This is a genomic window from Paraburkholderia sp. RHO2, assembly GCF_050955445.1.
Classification (GTDB): Bacteria; Actinomycetota; Actinomycetes; order Mycobacteriales; family Mycobacteriaceae; genus Prescottella; species Prescottella agglutinans_A.
Map to the genome: position 1 here is coordinate 429,777 of NZ_CP162618.1, position 16,352 is coordinate 446,128.

Here is a 16,352-nt window from a genome sequence, read left to right on the forward strand (position 1 = left end):
GATTTAGGAGACACGCCCTAGTTCGGTTCGTGCGGTGAAGCAGATGGTCACCCGCACCGGGCACCTGACCGCCGCCGAGGCCCGGGGCATGCGGCTACCGGCACTGATGTCTGCCCTGGACAGCGAGGACGCCGCCGAAGGCGTCCTCGCGTTCCAGGAGAAGCGGTCACCGGTGTGGTCGGACTACTGATTCGTCATCCGAAGTTGTGATTCACGAAGGAAGTGTGATGAGTTCGCAAGCAAATCCCACCCGCGAGAGTCTCGAATGTGGCGTGTGGGGCGTGGTCGCCACACCGTTTCAGGGCAGTACCCAGGATGTGGACACCGACTCCCTGGCCCACCTTGTCGAGCACTACGAATCGATCGGGGCTGTCGGGCTCACCGTGCTCGGGGTTTTCGGTGAGGCTGCTGCATTGTCCCTCGATGAGCGTCAGGTGGTGCTAGAGACCGTTGCCGACGCCTCCGACCTGCCGCTGGTGGTGGGGGTGACCGCGCTCACCACACGTCAGGTGCTCGACGAGATCGTGGCAGCCCGATCCGTGGTCGAGGACCGCATCCGAGCGTTCATGATCCAGGTGAACTCGGCGAACAGTGCGGTGGTTACCGAACATCTCCAAGCCATTCATCGCGCCACCGGTGTGAACATCGTGTTGCAGGACTATCCTGCCGCCAGCGGTGTCTCGATCTCGACCTCTGCTCTGATCGACGTCGTCCAGCGCTGCCAGTTCGTACTTGCAGTCAAGGCGGAGGCCCCGCCCACTTCCGTGGCCATCGGCGAGATCACGCGTGCGGTCGACGTATCTGTATTCGGTGGGCTCGGCGGGCAGGGGCTTTTGGACGAACTTGTTTCCGGTGCCGCGGGCGCGATGACGGGCTTCTCCTTTCCGGAGGCTCTGGTGGCCTGCGTCCGGGCCTGGCAGACAGGCGGATACGACGAGGCTCGCGACGTCCTTCAGCCCTTCCTCCCTCTGATCAACTTCGAGCAGCAGGCACGGATTGCCCTCGCCATTCGTAAGGAACTGTTCCGGCAGCGCGGTCTGTTCAATGATTCGGCTGTGCGTGCGCCGGCTGTGAAGTTCCCCGATGTGCTCCGCGTCGGCCTGGCACAGCATTTCGCTGAGGCTGAGCAGGCGCACGAGGCACTGAAAGTAAGGGGTATCTGATGGATCTCGGAATCAAAGGCAAGGTCGCTCTCATCGCTGCTTCTACGGGCGGGCTCGGCCTGGCGGTGGCCCGTGCCCTCGCCGCAGAAGGTGCACGTGTGGCCATCACCGGGAGGCGCCAGGATCGCGCCGAGGAAGTCTCGAAATCCCTCGCCGGATCGATCGCGATCGCGGCTGACCTGACCACAGCCGAGGGCATCGCCACAGCCGTCGATCGCACGGTCGACGAACTAGGACCGGTCGACATTCTTGTCCTCAACGGGCCCGGACCTCGACCCGGCGCGGCGGCAAGCCTCGGTCCGGACGATCTGGACGCGGCCTTCGACCTCTTGCTTCGCCCGCACCATGCGCTCGTGTCCCGGGTCCTTCCGGGGATGCGGGAGCGTCGCTGGGGCAGGATCCTGGCGCTCGGCTCGTCCGGGGTCGCCGCACCGCTGCCGAATCTGGCCGTATCCAACACGGGGCGCGCGGCCCTGGCCGGATATCTGAAGACGCTCGCCGCCGAGGTCGCATTCGATTCGGTGACGGTCAACCTTCTGCTGCCGGGCCGGATCGCCACTGAACGGGTGGCGGAACTCGACGCCGCCGCTGCCAAACGTCGAGGTGTCACCGTCGCCGAGATCGAACTCGAATCTCGCAAGACAATCCCTGCCCGACGCTACGGCCAACCGGCCGAGTTCGGTTCTGCTGCCGCGTTTCTGTGTAGCGCCCCGGCCTCGTACATCACCGGTACCGCGCTCCGCTGCGACGGCGGTCTCATCCGGAGCCTCTAGTCCAGCGCACCCCGGCCTTTCCCAACCAGTTGAAGGACCACGATGACTGACACCAATACGGACTCCACCGCTACTCCACTTCAGCCCGACGTTCCTACGGCACAGCACCTCATCAACGGGGAATGGCTGGGCGGCACTGACACTCCGCGCTGGAACCCCGCGCGACCAGACGAGCTCGCCGCCTACTCGGCGAGCGGGGGTCGCACCGATGTCGACGCCGCCATCGAGGCGGCGGCCGCCGCTCAGCCGGCTTGGGCCGCACTGCCGGCACCGGCACGCGGAGCAATCCTCATCAAAGCTGCGACGCTGCTGTCCGAGCGTGCATCCGACGTTGCCGCGGACCTGGTTCGGGAGGAAGGAAAGACTCTCGCTGAGGCCCGCGGCGAGGTGGCCCGGGCAGCGGATGTCCTCCGGTTCTTCGGCACTCTCGGGTGGGCATCTACCGGTGAGGTGTTGCCCAGCGGCCTGCCGGGCACATCCGTCACCACCCATCGTGAACCCCTCGGAGTGTTCGCTCTGATCACACCGTGGAACTTCCCCATCGCCATTCCTGCGTGGAAGGCAGCTCCTGCACTGATCTCGGGCAACGCGGTGGTTCTCAAGCCTGCCGAGCTCACTCCGTTGTCTGCGACGCATCTGGCACGGGCGCTGCACGACGCCGGACTTCCGGCGGGTGTCTTCAACGTGGTCCACGGGAAGGGCCGGATCGTCGGCGACGCGCTCGCCCGCGATCCCCGGGTGGCCGGGCTGTCTTTCACCGGATCGACCACGGTCGGGATGAATCTCCGTGAAGTCCTGAACGAGCGCGGCGCTCGTGTTCAGCTGGAGATGGGCGGCAAGAACGCCGTGCTGGTGCTCGACGATCCGCGCCGAGCGGCAGCGGTGGTGGCCGCAGGTGCGTTCGGGCTGACCGGTCAGGCCTGCACGGCGACCTCACGTGTGTTCGTCACCCCGGACATCTACGACGAGTTCGTCGAGGCCCTGGTCGCCGAGGCTGCACAGTACGTGCCTGGGGACGGCCTCGACGGCGCCGCCCGAATGGGCGCGGTGGTCAGCAGCGCACAGTTTGAGCAGGATCAGGCCGCCGTGCGTTCCGCCGTCGAACGCGGCGCATCGCTCCGCCACGGAACGTACTCCGCGGACCCGTCCGCCGGATACTTCTTCCCGGCCGCGGTGCTGACCGATCTGGAACCCGACGATCCGGCGGTGACGGAGGAGATCTTCGGTCCGGTGGTGGCGGTACTGAAGGTGGCGGACTACGAATCGGGTCTGGCCGCCGTCAATGACTCCCGCTACGGGCTCACTGCGGGCATCTGCACCGACAGCCTGGCCCGTGCCACGGATTTCGCTGCGCGGGCACAGGCCGGCGTGATCAAGATCAACCGCCCGACTGCGGGACTCGATCTGAATGTCCCGTTCGGCGGAGTGAAGGATTCCTCCACCAACACGTTTCGTGAGCAGGGGCGTACCGCAATCGAGTTCTACACGTGGGGCAAAACGGTTTACACCGGCATCTGACCCGGATGAGCGTGGGCGCTGGTACTGCAACGGCACTTTGCTTGGCAGGTCGTCGATTCGTGATGAGTGGTTGTCGATGTGGTTGCAGCCGAGCTGGAAGAGCTGCATCAGATGGACTTCGGGTCGGTCCGGTCGGTGAGGGTCGGGGCCTCGGTCCCAGATCCGTCAGTACGTGGCGGGCCTGGAGCGGAGGAATCGGTGGACACTAGGCCGAGCGTGCTGGTGACGTGAGCCCGGATGGGATGAAATGGTTGCTGGGGCGGGCGAGCTGGGAGGTTGACGGGATCCGTGAGATGTCCGCGACTACTTGGTCGACCGCCTCGGCGACCGCTCAGGGGTGTTGATCGTCGACGGCACCGGCTTCCTGAAGTAAGGGCACCCGGCGTGCGTGCAACGCCAGTGCTCGTGGACCGTGGGTCGGGTGGAGGACTGCCAGATCGGGGCGTTCCTCGCCTACGCTTCCAGTGCCGGGCACGCGCCTATCGACCGGGAGCTCGACCTGCCCGAATCCTGGCCCTCCGACCGGACTCGATGCCTTGCCGCGGGAAACGACGACGAGGGTGGAGTTCGCGACGAAAGACTCTCCGGCGCAGCGCATGATCGGCGCATTCCCTGGACGCGCAGATTCCATTCTCCTGGGCTGCCGCCGACGAGGCCTGCGGTCAGCCGACGTGCCAGTACCTCTCGATGCTGATTGGCTCGTCCCGCTTGGGATGGGGGTCGTTCGATCCAGAGACATGTGCACTGCAGATCAATGCACACCCTGGGTCTGCTGCACGATCCGGTGGCAGGTTAGGTCACCCGTCCTGACTGGCTGACGTGGTGATGATTGCTTCGTATTCGGCAGGGCCAATCGATGTCTTGCTTGCGGCGTCGATGGTGCATCCGTTCGATCCAGGTTGCGCTCGAGTTCCGCAGCTGTCACCTCGCCCAGAACCGACGGTCGAGACGTTCTTCTTCAGCGAGGGGAGGAAGATCTCCATAGCCGTGTCGGCGCCAGGGGCGCCGACGTGTCCAATGGCCCCGCCCTGTCGTGATAATCCAAAGAAAACAAGAACATTCGGGCCCGAGTCTGCGACCCGCGATCCGAAGGCTGGGCGCAGCCGGCAACGTCATCACGGCGGACGCCGGCGTTGTTCAGCGCCCTGACCGCGAGACGGAACTTCATCCGCGAGACGATTGGAGTACCCGACTACACGGTTGCCGTAGATGATCTTCGATCCCGCACAGGTACATGTGGCGCTCTGTCTGTCGTTGAGCCACAGCCGGTTCGGGGCGCCAGCGATGTATTTGCGGATGACGAGATCATCGTGGATCGGAGGTCCAGGCCTGCCTGCCATGCGGGCCCGTTTGTGCTTGCCGAACCGATCGGCACCGCCACATCACTCTGTCGATGGCCGCGGACACCTTCCTCACAAGTCTGCGTCGAGGAGCTGAAGAGGTTGATCCTCAGCCCGTGCAGGAGGTCTGATAACTCTGGCGGCCAATAGTATCCGGCGATTGTCCAACCGTGCTGCCTGCCCGTCGACACGCGTTCGTCTATGTCTGGCACTCCGGCGAAAAGGCTCCCCGCCAGTCCAGGCAGTGACCTGCCAGAAGCCCTGACGTGCTAGACCGCAATCGATTTCATCACAAACTGTCGTCACAGCATTCGGGCTGCGTGTGTTCCCCGCTGCTGTTCGACGCTGTGGAAGAATCCGCGTTCGAGCGCCGCCGCCAGACGTAGCCCGCTCTCGCGGGCTGTCTCAGAACCGACGATCTGCTGAGTCACCAGTTGCGCACTGGGCCACTTCGTTTCGGAACGTGCACGTGGTCTGCATCGGCGAGGGTCGGCGGAGGCGTTGGTTTGACTGGGCGTGTCGGCAGGTTCTATGTTTGCTGCTGCACGCAGTTATGTCGGGACGCTCCGTCGTCCTAGTCATTGGGTTTGGGTGTCGACGGTGTTGGTGGGACGTCGACACACCGCTTCGGCGTACCCCGACAAGGCATTGGTGTGTCTGCTCTAGATCAACAACATCTCACCGCATCCGATAGACCGTTCGCGTTGCTCGCACGCCATTCCGGGCTGTGGTTCTTCCCGATCGGTGTTCTGGCGAGGATGCCGTTTGCCATGCTCACGCTGGGCATCAGCACCTACGTGGCATTAGTACGAGATTCATACACCCAGGGCGGTCTAGCTGCCGGCTGCTACGCACTCGGCGCTGCGGTCGGAGGTCCGTTGGCTGGGGTGTGCGCCGACCGGTTCGGCCAGCGTTGGGTCTGCTACGTGTTGATCATCGCGAACTCTGCGTCGATCTCGGCGGTGTTCTTCACTGCGACAGGGGGTTTGCCTCTACTGCTGATGTTCAGTGCGTTTGCTGGTTTCACCATCGTTCCTGCGGGGCCCTTCTCGCGTATTCGATGGTCGGCGATCATCGACGCCCATGTTCCGAGGGCCGATCGCAAGCGTGTCACGGGCGCGGCGTTCGGCTATGAGACCCTCGCTGACGAATTGACCTTCGTGTTCGGTCCGGTCATCGTCGGCCTGATTGCCAGAGGATCGGCGGGAGCGCCACTGGTGGCATGCGTGGCGATCGTGCTGGTGTTCGGCTTCTTGTTCGGCCAGCACCGCACCGCTCGGGCGGTGCCACGGAAGACGGGGGACACCGCTGCGGTCACGCCGGTGCGCACACTGGTGCGAGCCGACCGGGTGACCCTTGTGGTCACGATGATCAGCATCGGCACCCTGTTCGGCGCTCAGGTCAACTCCGTCGTCGCCTTCGCTGGAGAACACGGGGCGATCTCGAACGCGGGTCTGATCTACGCGGGATTCGGGATCGGTTCTGGTGCCGCTTCTATCGCCGTCGGCCTGATCCGGCTACCGCTGAACCTGCACCAACGATGGCTCGCATCGGCGGCCATCGCCGTCGCAGCTGCCACTGCGGCGACGTTCGTCGACTCTCCACTGCTGCTCGCCGCCACTCTCACCCTGCTCGGCATCGGTATCGGTCCGGTCATCGTCGCGGTGTACGAACTCGCCGCGGTGCACATGCCGATCGGACGTGAATCGTTCTACATGACTGTGCTAGCTAGCGCCCTCGTCGGAGGAAATGCTATCGGTGCAGCCCTCGCCGGATCCGTGGTCGAACAACACGGATCTACCTGGGGATTCTGGTCCATCGCCGCGCTTTCCACCTGGCTATTCGCACTCGGTATCGTGTCTTGTGGAAGTGGGCGTCGCACCGTCACTCCTGAGCGCGTCGAGGATGCGGAGTGATGCCGATCAAACGGATATGTGCTCTGCGGCGCTGATGCGTGCGGTCCCACGTCATGGGCGTGTGCACATCCTGGGTGGAAGGTACTGGCGCCGCGTAGTGAGACCGACCGTGTGAAAGACGTCGACCACCCCGGTCGGGGGAGAGGTCCGTTCGGAGCCGGAGGGCGCCGAGGGCGTCGGTGAGGCCGGACGTCGAGCGTGCGGCGCGGTTGCCGTGCTTGACGACTGGGACGCCGCATGCGGAGGCGACGGAGATATTGAGGACTGCGCTGTAGGGGTCTCCGCTGGTCCCGACGAACGGGCGCGCAGCAGCCGCGATAGGCGAGAGATCCTGCAGGGTGCCGATGGAACCGAGCATGCGCGGAGCTCTTCACCCCTGGCTCGCGGTGGCTGCTCTTCGCACACGGAGATCGTGGGCTTCCGCGACGCCGTACTGGCCGCCGCGGCGGCCGTTTCAGTTCTCTCCGTAGTCGTCGCGATGACGACATGCGGGCGAGTCTTTCCTGCCTACTCTACGCAAAGGGAAATCCGACCAGCCGTAACGTAATCGGGGTCGGCGCAGCTAGGGCATGTCTGACAAAAGGCTCGCCCAGGGGGCCGGATTCGGCGCTGCGTCTACGCCGCCGCTGCCGCAGAACCGCTCTGTGGTGTTCCCAGGCGCGGGATGGCCTTCTGCATTACGGTGGCGACCAATCCAAGGGCCGCAAGCGGGACAGCGAAGAGAAGCGATCCCCAAAACGAGGTCCAGTTCACCAGCCCGGCGATGGACAAACCAACGAGTGCGGCGACGGCCAACCAGGAGACCCACTTTCGCATTGCTAGCGCGGCCACCACAGGTGGTGTCGAGAGCAGCAGTCCCAGGCCGATCAGCGGCCAGACTCCGAGCACGTGGATGATGCGGTCATCGCACCGAAAGGAGGATCCGCTCTCGCCGGTCTTCGAGCACGCCAACGACACCTCAGCCATCGTCCATGAGGTCCCGACCCACACGGTGAAGGCCAACGCAGCCCCCACGGAGACCCACCACACTGCTCTCGACACGCCCGCAGCCTAGCCCGGCGCGCGGCCACCAATCGGGATGTCAACGGCAATCGACTCTCGGTGCGAGACCAGTGGGTAGCCGATGATGTCCGGGTGACTCGATTCCAGGTGCTTTCGGACGCGCAGTGGGACGCGATTGCGGATCTGCTTCCTGCCCGTACGGGGCGGCGGGGACGGCCGTTCTCCGATGCCCGTTCGATGATCGAAGGCATCGTCTACCGCTACCGGTGCGGGATCGCCTGGCGGGATGTGCCCGAGGTGTTCGGTCCGTGGCAGACGATCTGGACCTGGCATCGGCGCCTGGCCGGTGACGGCACCTGGGGTCGGGTCCTCGAGCGACTGCTCACCGCCGCGGACACTGTCGGAGCGATCGACTGGGCGGTGTCGGGGAACTCGACCATTGTCCGTGCTCATCAGCACGCTACGAACACTGCCCGCTACACAGGGGGCACGGTCGAATTACACGAATCCGCGGATCGAGCCGCCTGACCATGCCATCGGCCGCTCCCGGGGCGGCCTGTCGACGAAGATCCATCACCTCGTCGACGGCCACGGTCTACCACTGGTCGTCCTCGTCGCGCCCGGTCAGTCGGGCGACTCACCGGCCTTTCCGCATCTGCTCGACCATCTGAGGGTTCCGCGTCCCGGCGGTGGACGGCCACGCACCCGGCCGGACCGGGTCCGCGGCGACAAGGCCTACTCGTCCCGATCCCACCGGGAATTGTTGCGGCGCCGCGGAATCGGCGCGGTGATCGCCGAACCCTCCGATCAGGCCGGGCACCGCCGCCGACGGGGCGCACGCGGTGGACGGCCCCCGGCGTTCGATCCGATCGACTACCGCGGCCGCAATGTAGTCGAACGCCGGTTCTGCCACCTGAAACAGTGGCGGGGTCTGGCCACTCGCTTCGACAAACTCGCCATCGTCTACCGGGCCGCGATCGTCCTGAACGCCGTCATCGCCTGGACACGACATTTGTCAGACACGCTCTAGCGGACGAGTGCGATACCGACGCTGGGGCCGCCGTCAGGGAGTCGGACGAGTGGGCTGTTCCACCACGTTTGCGGCGTCGCATCGTAGGTAAGTATTTGGAAGGGCTGCACGGTTGCCGGCGGGCGCACGTTGACCACGATCGGTTCGAGGCCCTGATGGACGACGGCGAAGCGGTCTGGCGCGGCGGCGCCGACCCCGACAAACTTCGTTGTCGGCGAGTTCAGGGCGTCGATCTCGTAGACGCGCCGGTACTCGGTCGCGTATGTCGCGCCCATCTTCGTTGCGTAGACGGGCACCTCTCGAATGGCCTCGTAGATCGGGAATCCCGCGTTGCGGGCAGCGATCAGTGTCTGAGTGGTGATTCCTTGCGGGGCGACACTGTCGCCGGAGGCCAGGCTGGACGCTGCCGCGGCGACCGGCGCCAACGGATCTGCGTTCGGGATAGCTGCTGCGGGAACGGCCCCACCCAGCACCGCTGCTGCGGTAATCGCTGCCGCAGTGACCAAGTGCCTTAATCTGCGTACATTCATGACGATCTCCCCCTGTTTGTTGTGGCGTTGCGTGACCGCAGGAGACGTCGAACGCCCCTCCCCGCCGTTCTCTCTGATGTCTCGTCGAGTCGTCCGACTCCGTTACTGACCCGTCCGCACCGTTCTGGCGGTATCGCTGAGCGGGGTGGCAGGTGTTGGTACAGCGGCTCGCTCAGGAGAGGTCGCTAAGTCCTTGGAGGATCGATCTCCAGGCACCGTTGACGACGTCATGAGGAAATCCGAGCAGACCACCGATCGCGTCGAATGCCAGGCCGAAGGGGATCAATGCGATCACCGCGCTGCCTGTGAGAAGGAGGTCGTTCACCGCGACCCCGTCGAAGACCATACCGAGAGAACCCATCGAATCTCTTTCCCTTCCAGTGGAATGCGCGGACACCGAAAGTGTCGCGCTGAATCGGGTCTGCGTTACGGCATTGGTTCAGCTCGCGAAAACTCCGTGGCCAGCAGCGACGTGTCTCCCGCCGGAGTATGCCTTCGCGGCGCACGATCCCGTGGCAGTCGGCGTGCGATGGCAGCCGCGCCGGCCAGAATTGCTGCGTAGGCCAGGACGTAGAGGTTCACGAGTACGTCCCACGGGATCCATGTGGGCGGGAACAGGTACAGCCCGACGACCAACCGGCCCGGGAACTGGTAGGCCCATGATCCAGCGACGCCGAAGAGCGCGAGCACTCCCAGCCACCACCACGCGTTCGTCAATGCCCGGTGTGCGAGGTAGACGGCCAGCGGCACGAACCACACCCAGTGGTGGCTCCACGAGAACGGGGAGACGACCGAGGCGGTGAAGCCTGCGATGGTGACCGCAAGCAGAGTCTCTCCACCGCGGTGCAGTCGCGCCACCACCCACAAACTCACGGCGATGATGATTGCCGCGAGCAGCAGCCACAGCCACCCAGGAGTCGGTTCGCCGATGATCCGGGTGAGCGCCCCGCGCAGTGACTGGTTCGCCGCGTGCCCCTCATCGGCGATTCGGGTGGAATCGAAGAACGTCTCTGTCCAGTACTGCCACGAATCTCTCGGCAGCACAGCCCAGCTGACACCTATCGTCGCGGCGATGGTGACGGTCGCGACCGCGGCGGCGCGCCACTGCCGCAAAGCGAGGTAGTAGAGCACGAAGTAGGTCGGCGTCAGCTTGATTCCCGCCGCGATCCCGACCCCGATGCCCTTGAGCCTGCTGCGCTCGTCCCGGGAGGCATCCCACAGCACCAGAGCCATCACCACCAGGTTGATCTGCCCGTAGAACAGCGTCGTGCGGACCGGTTCGAGAAACACGAAACTACAGGCCAGCAGCGCCGACACGGCAAGGACGCGGCCAGTGAGGCAGTAGCCCAGCATCCGCAAGCAGAGCGCGACGATGACGGCGAGCAGAACGACATTGACGCCCATCCACAGGTACTTGTCGATCCCACCCGGCAGCAGCCCGAACGGAATGAACATCAGCGTCGAGAACGGCGTATAGGTGTACAGCAGACCGTGAATCACCGGTTCGGTGTACAGCGGCAGCCCAGCCATCACATGCCGAGCCCCGTCCCGGTAGACATCCAGATCAGCACCGCCCCTGAACAACCCGACCAGGGGCGTCCACGGGTCGACCGTGGTGAACACCAGCACCGTCGCCGCCGCCGTGATCACTGCGATGACAACAATTGTCCGCCATCCCGCGGGGAATCGTCTGCCCTGTTTCTCGGTGACATCGGAATCCGATGCCCGTGGATCTTTCGTGGTGTCACGCATGATGAAAAGTCCCTCCCGGACCCCGCCTCAGCCCCTCTGCAAGACGATGCCAAACCAAAGTAACCTTCCGGACGGTATAAAAATTGACCGGGTCCAGCGACAAGCCGGTGCGGTACGGGCTCGGGACGCTATCCGCGTAGACCCTACGCACATGTGTGGGAGGAGTGCCGCTGCCTACAGTTTCGGTAGCCGTCAGAGGTTGAAGTAAGCGCTACTCGGGGGTTGTCTCGCATCGTGTGCCAGCGCGCTCGCAGGGGCAGCGCTCTGCTTGCTGCTCAGCTTCCGAACGGAAGGCTCAGGCTGCCAGCAACTTCCGGTATCTGAGGGGCATCTACGAGAAGGGGGACTGCTGCACGATTCGGTGACAGATTCGGTCACGCAGCCTCAGCGGCTGGCGTGGTCATGATGGTCTCGTATTCGACGGGGGTCAACTTGCCGAGCCTGGCCTGGCGTCGGCGGCGGTGGTAGGTCCGTTCGATCCAGGTGACGATCGCGATCCGGAGCTCGGCGCGGGTCGCCCACGGACGGCGGTCGAGGACGTTCTTCTGCAGCAGGGCAAAGAACGATTCCATTGCCGCGTTGTCGCCGCAGGCGCCGACCCGGCCCATCGATCCGACCATCGAGTGCCGGCCGAGAGCGTGGACGAATTTCCGTGAACGGAACTGCGATCCGCGGTCGCTGTGCACAACACAGCCGGCCAACAGATCACCCGCCGCAGCCCGACGAGCGGCGGCCGAATCGAGGGCATCGACAGCAAGACGAGCCTTCATCCTCGAGTCGATCGAGTAGCCCACGATGCGGTTCGAGTGCACGTCCTTGATCGCACACAGGTAGAGCTTGCCCTCACCGGTGTGATGCTCGGTGATGTCTGTGAGCCACAACCGATTCCGCTCATCGGCGGTGAAGTTCCGGGCGACGAGGTCGTCGTGGACCGGCGGTCCGGAACGGACGTTCTTGGTGCCGCGTTTCTTGCCGAACGAGCTCCACCACTTGTTCTCCGAACAGATCCGCCACCCGGTGCGCGGCGCCATCTTCTGGCCGGCGTCGGCGGCCTCGTCGACGAGGAACCGGTACCCGAATTCGGGGTCGTCGCGGTGGGCGTCGAACAAGGCGTTGGCCCGATACGCCTCATCGAGGTCGGCAGCGGTCACCGGCTCGGCGAGCCAGCGATAGTAGGGCTGACGCGCGATTCTGAGGACCCGGCACGTCACCGCGACGGGGAGGGACTGCTGCACGGGTAGGCGACATCTGATCTGTGGTGCCAGGAGGCACTGCTGGAAGGATGATCCCTGTGCCGAAACCGTATCCCAAAGAGTTCCGTGACGAAGTCGGCGAGCGACATCGGAAACGAACACCCCGTCGGGGTCTGTGCGATCTCGGTAGCTCGCCATTCGTCGAGTGTCGGGTGAATCCGGGGGATGCGCTCGGGCACGGCGCGGGTACTCCATGCCGGTCACGCGTGAACCGTGCCGGAAGCCGGACGCGGACATCGGTGCCGAACAGTCGCAGTCGTTGCCGCGCGTAGCCGAACGACGATCGAGTACGTTGTGGGGCGTGCTGTGGTTGTTGGTGTCGCTCTTCCTGCTGCTCACGGTGGGTGGGTATCTGACGCTCGGCGTACTGACCGCGATCGGCCAGCGTCGACGCGATGCCGGTCTACTCGCCGCTTCCGGTGCCGTCCTGTTCTTCCCGGTCTATTGGGTTGTCTGGTACGTGCACGACACCTGGCCGTCAACCACCCGACAGGCCAACACCTGGAGCCCTGAACCGCGCTGAGGGGCACGCCGTTTCAAACTGATGGAACGGGAAGCGCCTGTCGGCGCATCGACAGGGCGGGAGGTTATTGCCGCGGCGGCCACCAGAGGCAAGGCGCGGGTTGCCCAGCAAACGGATGGTCGCATTGGGTGTGGCAGACGAATCCTCAAGAAATCCGCCGGTACCGCCCTCTATGGCCAACATGTCGGCCGTCTGCGTTGCGTTCACGCGGCCTTCAGCGCGTCACAGGTAGCCAGAGGGAGTCGTTCTAGGAGGCGATCCCCCCATGGACTTCCCGTTCTCGGCGGATACTGCCTGTAGGAGGCGATGACGATGCTCGACTATTCCATGTTCTGGGGGCCGCTCAGCCCGCTGTACGTGGCCGCTATCACCTGGCTCGTCTCGATCGGGGTGCTCTGATGGATTCCTGGATCTGGTTCATCCCATTTCTCCCAGAGGACACGCGACTGTGGCTCATCAGCGTGCTGCCGTGCTCCCTCGGGGGCCGGTGCAGATGACTGGCCAGTGGTGTACCTGAAGGACCTTCCGCTGGCGTACGGGACTGGATCGCCACCACCCCATGGATCCCGTTCTCGGCGGATACTGCCCATAGGAGGAGGTGAGTCGAATGGGAGCAACAGCTTGGGCTTTTTGGGGAAACCTCGCACCGCTCGCCTACGTTCTTTCGTTACTCGGCGTGCCGGTCGACTGACACCAGACGACAGCGGGCCAGCAAATCCGGGGGTTACTGGCCTCCTTGGAGGTCACCATGATCGACAACACTCCCACGCCGCTTGGCGTCTATTTCGTGCCGAAGTGGTACTACGACATCGTGTACCAGCTCTGGCTGTGGGGCATCCCACCGCACTGACTTTGTAGGTGATGACGATGCTTGACTTGCGGTACGTGCCGTTCCTGAATGACCAGACCAGAGGGTGGCTCTTCGACATCTCCTACCAGCTCTGGAAGCTAGGCGTTTTTCCCGGCTACCCACCGCCGCCGTGAGCTGATCGACAGTGCTGTTCTTGGAGGTCGCCATGATCGATTTCCTGCGCCGGTCGGTCGCCGGCGCGGCCATCGTGGCCGGTTCGGTTCTGGCGCCGGCGGCCGCCGCCTCCGCCGCGGTCACCGTTCCGTTCCAGATCGACCCGTACGGCAGCTTCGATTTTCCCGCGGTCCGCTGCGTGGCCGAGGTCGGCGAACAGCCCGGGACGGTGACGATCGCCGGTCCGGAGGAACGCAGACGGGAAGGCAGATCAGGGTGCCTACAACTGTCCGAAGTGCGCTGGCTGAACCTGTCTAGCGGAGCCTCCGGCTCCACCCCGATGTCGGCCGGAGTGGACGGATACCCGGCAGCGGTCCTGCCGACCGGGACCGGGCAGGTTGTTGTCGTCGTCGTACACACCGGCAGCTCGTTCGTCACACCGGGCATCGCAACCGTCTACGTCCCGTAGTCGACGGGAGGACAACGCAACACCTTCCGCGTCTGCATCCCGTGTGACCTCGGCGGACACTGCCCCTGATTGGAGGCGACTGATGAACGACAACTCCCTGGTGCCACTCAACGGCATCCTCATACCGCAGTGGCTCTACGAGGTGCTGTACCAGGCCTGGCTTGTGTGGGAGCCGCTGGTCGGCCCACCAGTAACCCATTGATCGACCGAGACCGACAGTGGGCCAGCATGTTTCGAACTTTGCTGGCCCACTGTCGTGTGTTCAGTTTGTTTTCAGGGATCGGTCGCCGAGACCGCCGTCAGAACGGACACGCGACGAGCGCCACGGCGCGCCGCCAAGCGGCACGCTTCGCCGGACCGCCTCAGCGGGCCGGCGCGCACTCAACCGGCTGTTCCTTCTTGCCTGAGCGGAGCCCAGGATCGCATCGGTACGCTCGCGCGTATGGGGGAATTACTAGTGCTGATCGTCATGATCGGCCCGTTGGTGCTGTTCGGGTGGGGGGCTATTCGGGCGAAGCGCCGCGGGCTTGGGGGGTCGTTCGTCGGGCCATTTCAGGAGATGTTTGATCCAGGTGCGGCGCGGGCACAGATCGTCATCGAGGCGAGTGCGGAACTGCCCGATCCTGCGGACTCGGGCGACCCGGACAACAACGACGATGTGCCGTACGCAGTGGTGCATGAAGGTGTTCGGCTCAACATCAACCCTGGTGCTGCTCGGCGGCGCGGAAGTGACGGGACCACCGAGCGAGCGGGGTGAACGTATAGGCGGGGGGTGAGTCTCGGATTCCGCCGTGAACTCGCGGACACGTAACTCTCGGGCGCGGGATGTGCGGCACGGCGCGCATCCCGCGGTCACCCGAGGACAACAGGCGTGCCGCGAGCTCGAGTCGATGTCGCCTGCGGCGAGGCGGGTGTCACCACCCGTCGGAGTGGATATCGTCTGCATGATGCGGCGATGGGATGTGGGTACAGTCATCCTGGTAGCTGGCCTCGCGGCCGCCGGGTTGGTCTACCTGCACGAGCAGCCCCCGGGTCGACCGGACGCGGCGCAGGTGGTGCCGCAGGTGACCTGCCTGGACCCCGGCATGTTCGCCGGCCACTTCCCGCCGCCGTTGCCGCAGAGCTTCACACCACCTCAACCAGGCACGGTCCCCGACGGTTTCGACCCGGTGGCCGTCGTGAAATGCGACTCCCTCGGGGGCGGAACCTACTTCGGCCCAGACGGACAGACTCCCGCCGGGGAGACCGCGATAGTGGATGAAGTGCGGCGCGAGGGTGACCTCGGCGAGCCATTGACCGCACTGTCCGAACGCTCGGATCCGCAGGCGTGGTGGATCGAGGCGGCGTGGGGTGGCAAATCAGGCCGAGGATTCACCGACCGCTGCACCCCCGGCGCGACATGTCCGCTGCTGTGGCTGGTCGACCGCGACGGTCGTGCGATCCGCCCGTGGATTCCACTCGACCGTTCCGGCGAGCAGAAGGTCGATGCCCACTATGCAATCGCGCGCCTCCCAGTCGTCGATCGGACAACGCATCAGCTGGATGTGCCCAGCTCCACCCCCTAATCAGGTAGGCCTCTGGGATGGGGAGACGAGCGGCCGAGACCGCCGTCAGACCGGGAACGGGACGGGCGCCACGGCGGGCCGCCCAGCGGCACGCTTCGCAGGACCGGTCACGGGCCGGCGCGCACCTGGCAGTCACCCCGGGGCGACCGGCGCGCCACGGCTGAGGGTCGAAGACGGATGGAGTCGTCCGCTGTCGGCCTAGCTCTAAATGACCGGACAGCGGGCTTCCGCGTCCGTTAGCGTCACTAACCGGACACGGCATCGAGACCCGATGCCACTGCCGAAGGGGGAAGAGATGAAGGAGTGGGATCCATCCCGAGTACACCGTCACGGAAGTGACGTGTAGCTGCGGGAACACCTTCAGCACGCGCAGCACAACCGCCGCGGACACGATGCATGTCGAGCAGTGCTCGCAGTGCCACCCGTTCTACACCGGGAAGCAGCGGATCCTCGATACCGGTGGCAGGGTTGCTCGGTTCGAAGCCCGCTACGGGAAGCGGAAGGTCACCTAGCCGAAGAGTGGTCGGTGACGCCTGCGGTGAGCGGCGCCACCA

Annotated in this window: 15 protein-coding genes and 3 pseudogenes; 12 read left to right on the top strand and 6 right to left on the bottom strand. The window is 64.9% G+C overall.

The annotated features are described in order from the left end of the window. Window positions 1-16: 16 nt before the first annotated feature. The 6 genes and pseudogenes from ABTV10_RS27045 to ABTV10_RS27070 form a co-directional block, all read left to right on the top strand. Window positions 17-190: pseudogene (locus ABTV10_RS27045) on the top strand (enoyl-CoA hydratase-related protein); the annotation flags it as partial. A 37-nt stretch (window positions 191-227) separates the two neighbouring features. Further along, window positions 228-1,163 carry a dihydrodipicolinate synthase family protein gene (locus ABTV10_RS27050; protein WP_499035399.1) on the top strand — a complete coding sequence of 312 codons (936 nt, stop codon included), beginning with the start codon at window positions 228-230 and terminating at the stop codon, window positions 1,161-1,163. Then, window positions 1,163-1,936 (top strand): SDR family oxidoreductase, encoded by a 774-nt coding sequence (locus ABTV10_RS27055; protein ID WP_499035401.1) that lies wholly within the window; start codon window positions 1,163-1,165, stop codon window positions 1,934-1,936. Before ABTV10_RS27050 ends, ABTV10_RS27055 begins: the two co-directional genes overlap by 1 nt. Window positions 1,937-1,978: 42 nt before the next feature. Then, window positions 1,979-3,454, top strand: coding sequence for an aldehyde dehydrogenase family protein (locus tag ABTV10_RS27060; protein WP_499035403.1), 1,476 nt, complete (start codon window positions 1,979-1,981; stop codon window positions 3,452-3,454). 66 nt (window positions 3,455-3,520) lie between these two features. Continuing rightward, window positions 3,521-4,120, top strand: a pseudogene (locus ABTV10_RS27065) (IS701 family transposase); the annotation flags it as partial. A 1,261-nt stretch (window positions 4,121-5,381) separates the two neighbouring features. After that, on the top strand, window positions 5,382-6,710 hold the full coding sequence (locus ABTV10_RS27070) for an MFS transporter (protein ID WP_499035405.1): 1,329 nt from the start codon (window positions 5,382-5,384) through the stop codon (window positions 6,708-6,710). Here the strand turns inward: ABTV10_RS27070 and ABTV10_RS27075 are convergent. Both ABTV10_RS27075 and ABTV10_RS27080 read right to left on the bottom strand, forming a co-directional pair. Then, window positions 6,679-7,068 (bottom strand): hypothetical protein, encoded by a 390-nt coding sequence (locus tag ABTV10_RS27075; RefSeq protein WP_499035407.1) that lies wholly within the window; start codon window positions 7,066-7,068, stop codon window positions 6,679-6,681. The genes ABTV10_RS27070 and ABTV10_RS27075 overlap by 32 nt on opposite strands. Before the next feature lie 257 nt (window positions 7,069-7,325). Beyond that, complete coding sequence (locus tag ABTV10_RS27080; RefSeq protein WP_499035409.1) at window positions 7,326-7,676, bottom strand: hypothetical protein; 351 nt, start codon at window positions 7,674-7,676, stop codon at window positions 7,326-7,328. Window positions 7,677-7,844: 168 nt separating this feature from the next. On the opposite strand from ABTV10_RS27080, the gene ABTV10_RS27085 reads away from it, so the two are divergent. Next, a protein-coding gene (locus ABTV10_RS27085; protein ID WP_499035411.1) for an IS5 family transposase occupies window positions 7,845-8,742 on the top strand; the annotation gives its coding sequence in 2 pieces (ribosomal slippage) (window positions 7,845-8,195 and window positions 8,197-8,742; 897 coding nt in all). Here the strand turns inward: ABTV10_RS27085 and ABTV10_RS27090 are convergent. From ABTV10_RS27090 to ABTV10_RS27105, 4 genes and pseudogenes are all read right to left on the bottom strand, one after another. After that, window positions 8,739-9,248: a hypothetical protein gene (locus tag ABTV10_RS27090; RefSeq protein ID WP_499035412.1), complete on the bottom strand. Its 510-nt coding sequence runs from the start codon at window positions 9,246-9,248 to the stop codon at window positions 8,739-8,741. The genes ABTV10_RS27085 and ABTV10_RS27090 overlap by 4 nt on opposite strands. A 196-nt stretch (window positions 9,249-9,444) precedes the next feature. Beyond that, a complete protein-coding gene (locus tag ABTV10_RS27095; protein WP_499035413.1) occupies window positions 9,445-9,633 on the bottom strand; it encodes a hypothetical protein in 189 nt (62 codons plus the stop codon). 65 nt (window positions 9,634-9,698) lie between these two features. Continuing rightward, entirely contained in the window at window positions 9,699-10,922 is a 1,224-nt protein-coding gene (locus ABTV10_RS27100) for a glycosyltransferase 87 family protein (protein ID WP_499035415.1), read from the bottom strand. 476 nt (window positions 10,923-11,398) lie between these two features. Next, window positions 11,399-12,247, bottom strand: a pseudogene (locus tag ABTV10_RS27105) (IS3 family transposase); the annotation flags it as partial. 331 nt (window positions 12,248-12,578) lie between these two features. On the opposite strand from ABTV10_RS27105, the gene ABTV10_RS27110 reads away from it, so the two are divergent. From ABTV10_RS27110 to rpmE, 5 genes are all read left to right on the top strand, one after another. Beyond that, window positions 12,579-12,800 carry a hypothetical protein gene (locus tag ABTV10_RS27110; RefSeq protein ID WP_499030294.1) on the top strand — a complete coding sequence of 74 codons (222 nt, stop codon included), beginning with the start codon at window positions 12,579-12,581 and terminating at the stop codon, window positions 12,798-12,800. 1,016 nt (window positions 12,801-13,816) lie between these two features. Next, window positions 13,817-14,233: a hypothetical protein gene (locus ABTV10_RS27115; RefSeq protein WP_499035416.1), complete on the top strand. Its 417-nt coding sequence runs from the start codon at window positions 13,817-13,819 to the stop codon at window positions 14,231-14,233. 457 nt (window positions 14,234-14,690) lie between these two features. After that, complete coding sequence (locus tag ABTV10_RS27120; RefSeq protein ID WP_499035417.1) at window positions 14,691-14,990, top strand: hypothetical protein; 300 nt, start codon at window positions 14,691-14,693, stop codon at window positions 14,988-14,990. A 205-nt stretch (window positions 14,991-15,195) separates the two neighbouring features. Then, the gene (locus tag ABTV10_RS27125) at window positions 15,196-15,798 is read left to right on the top strand and encodes a hypothetical protein (protein WP_499035418.1); all 603 of its coding nucleotides are present in this window, start codon (window positions 15,196-15,198) and stop codon (window positions 15,796-15,798) included. 308 nt (window positions 15,799-16,106) lie between these two features. Continuing rightward, on the top strand, window positions 16,107-16,310 hold the full coding sequence (gene rpmE, locus ABTV10_RS27130; protein ID WP_499035928.1) for a 50S ribosomal protein L31: 204 nt from the start codon (window positions 16,107-16,109) through the stop codon (window positions 16,308-16,310). The last annotated feature ends 42 nt before the right edge of the window (window positions 16,311-16,352 follow it).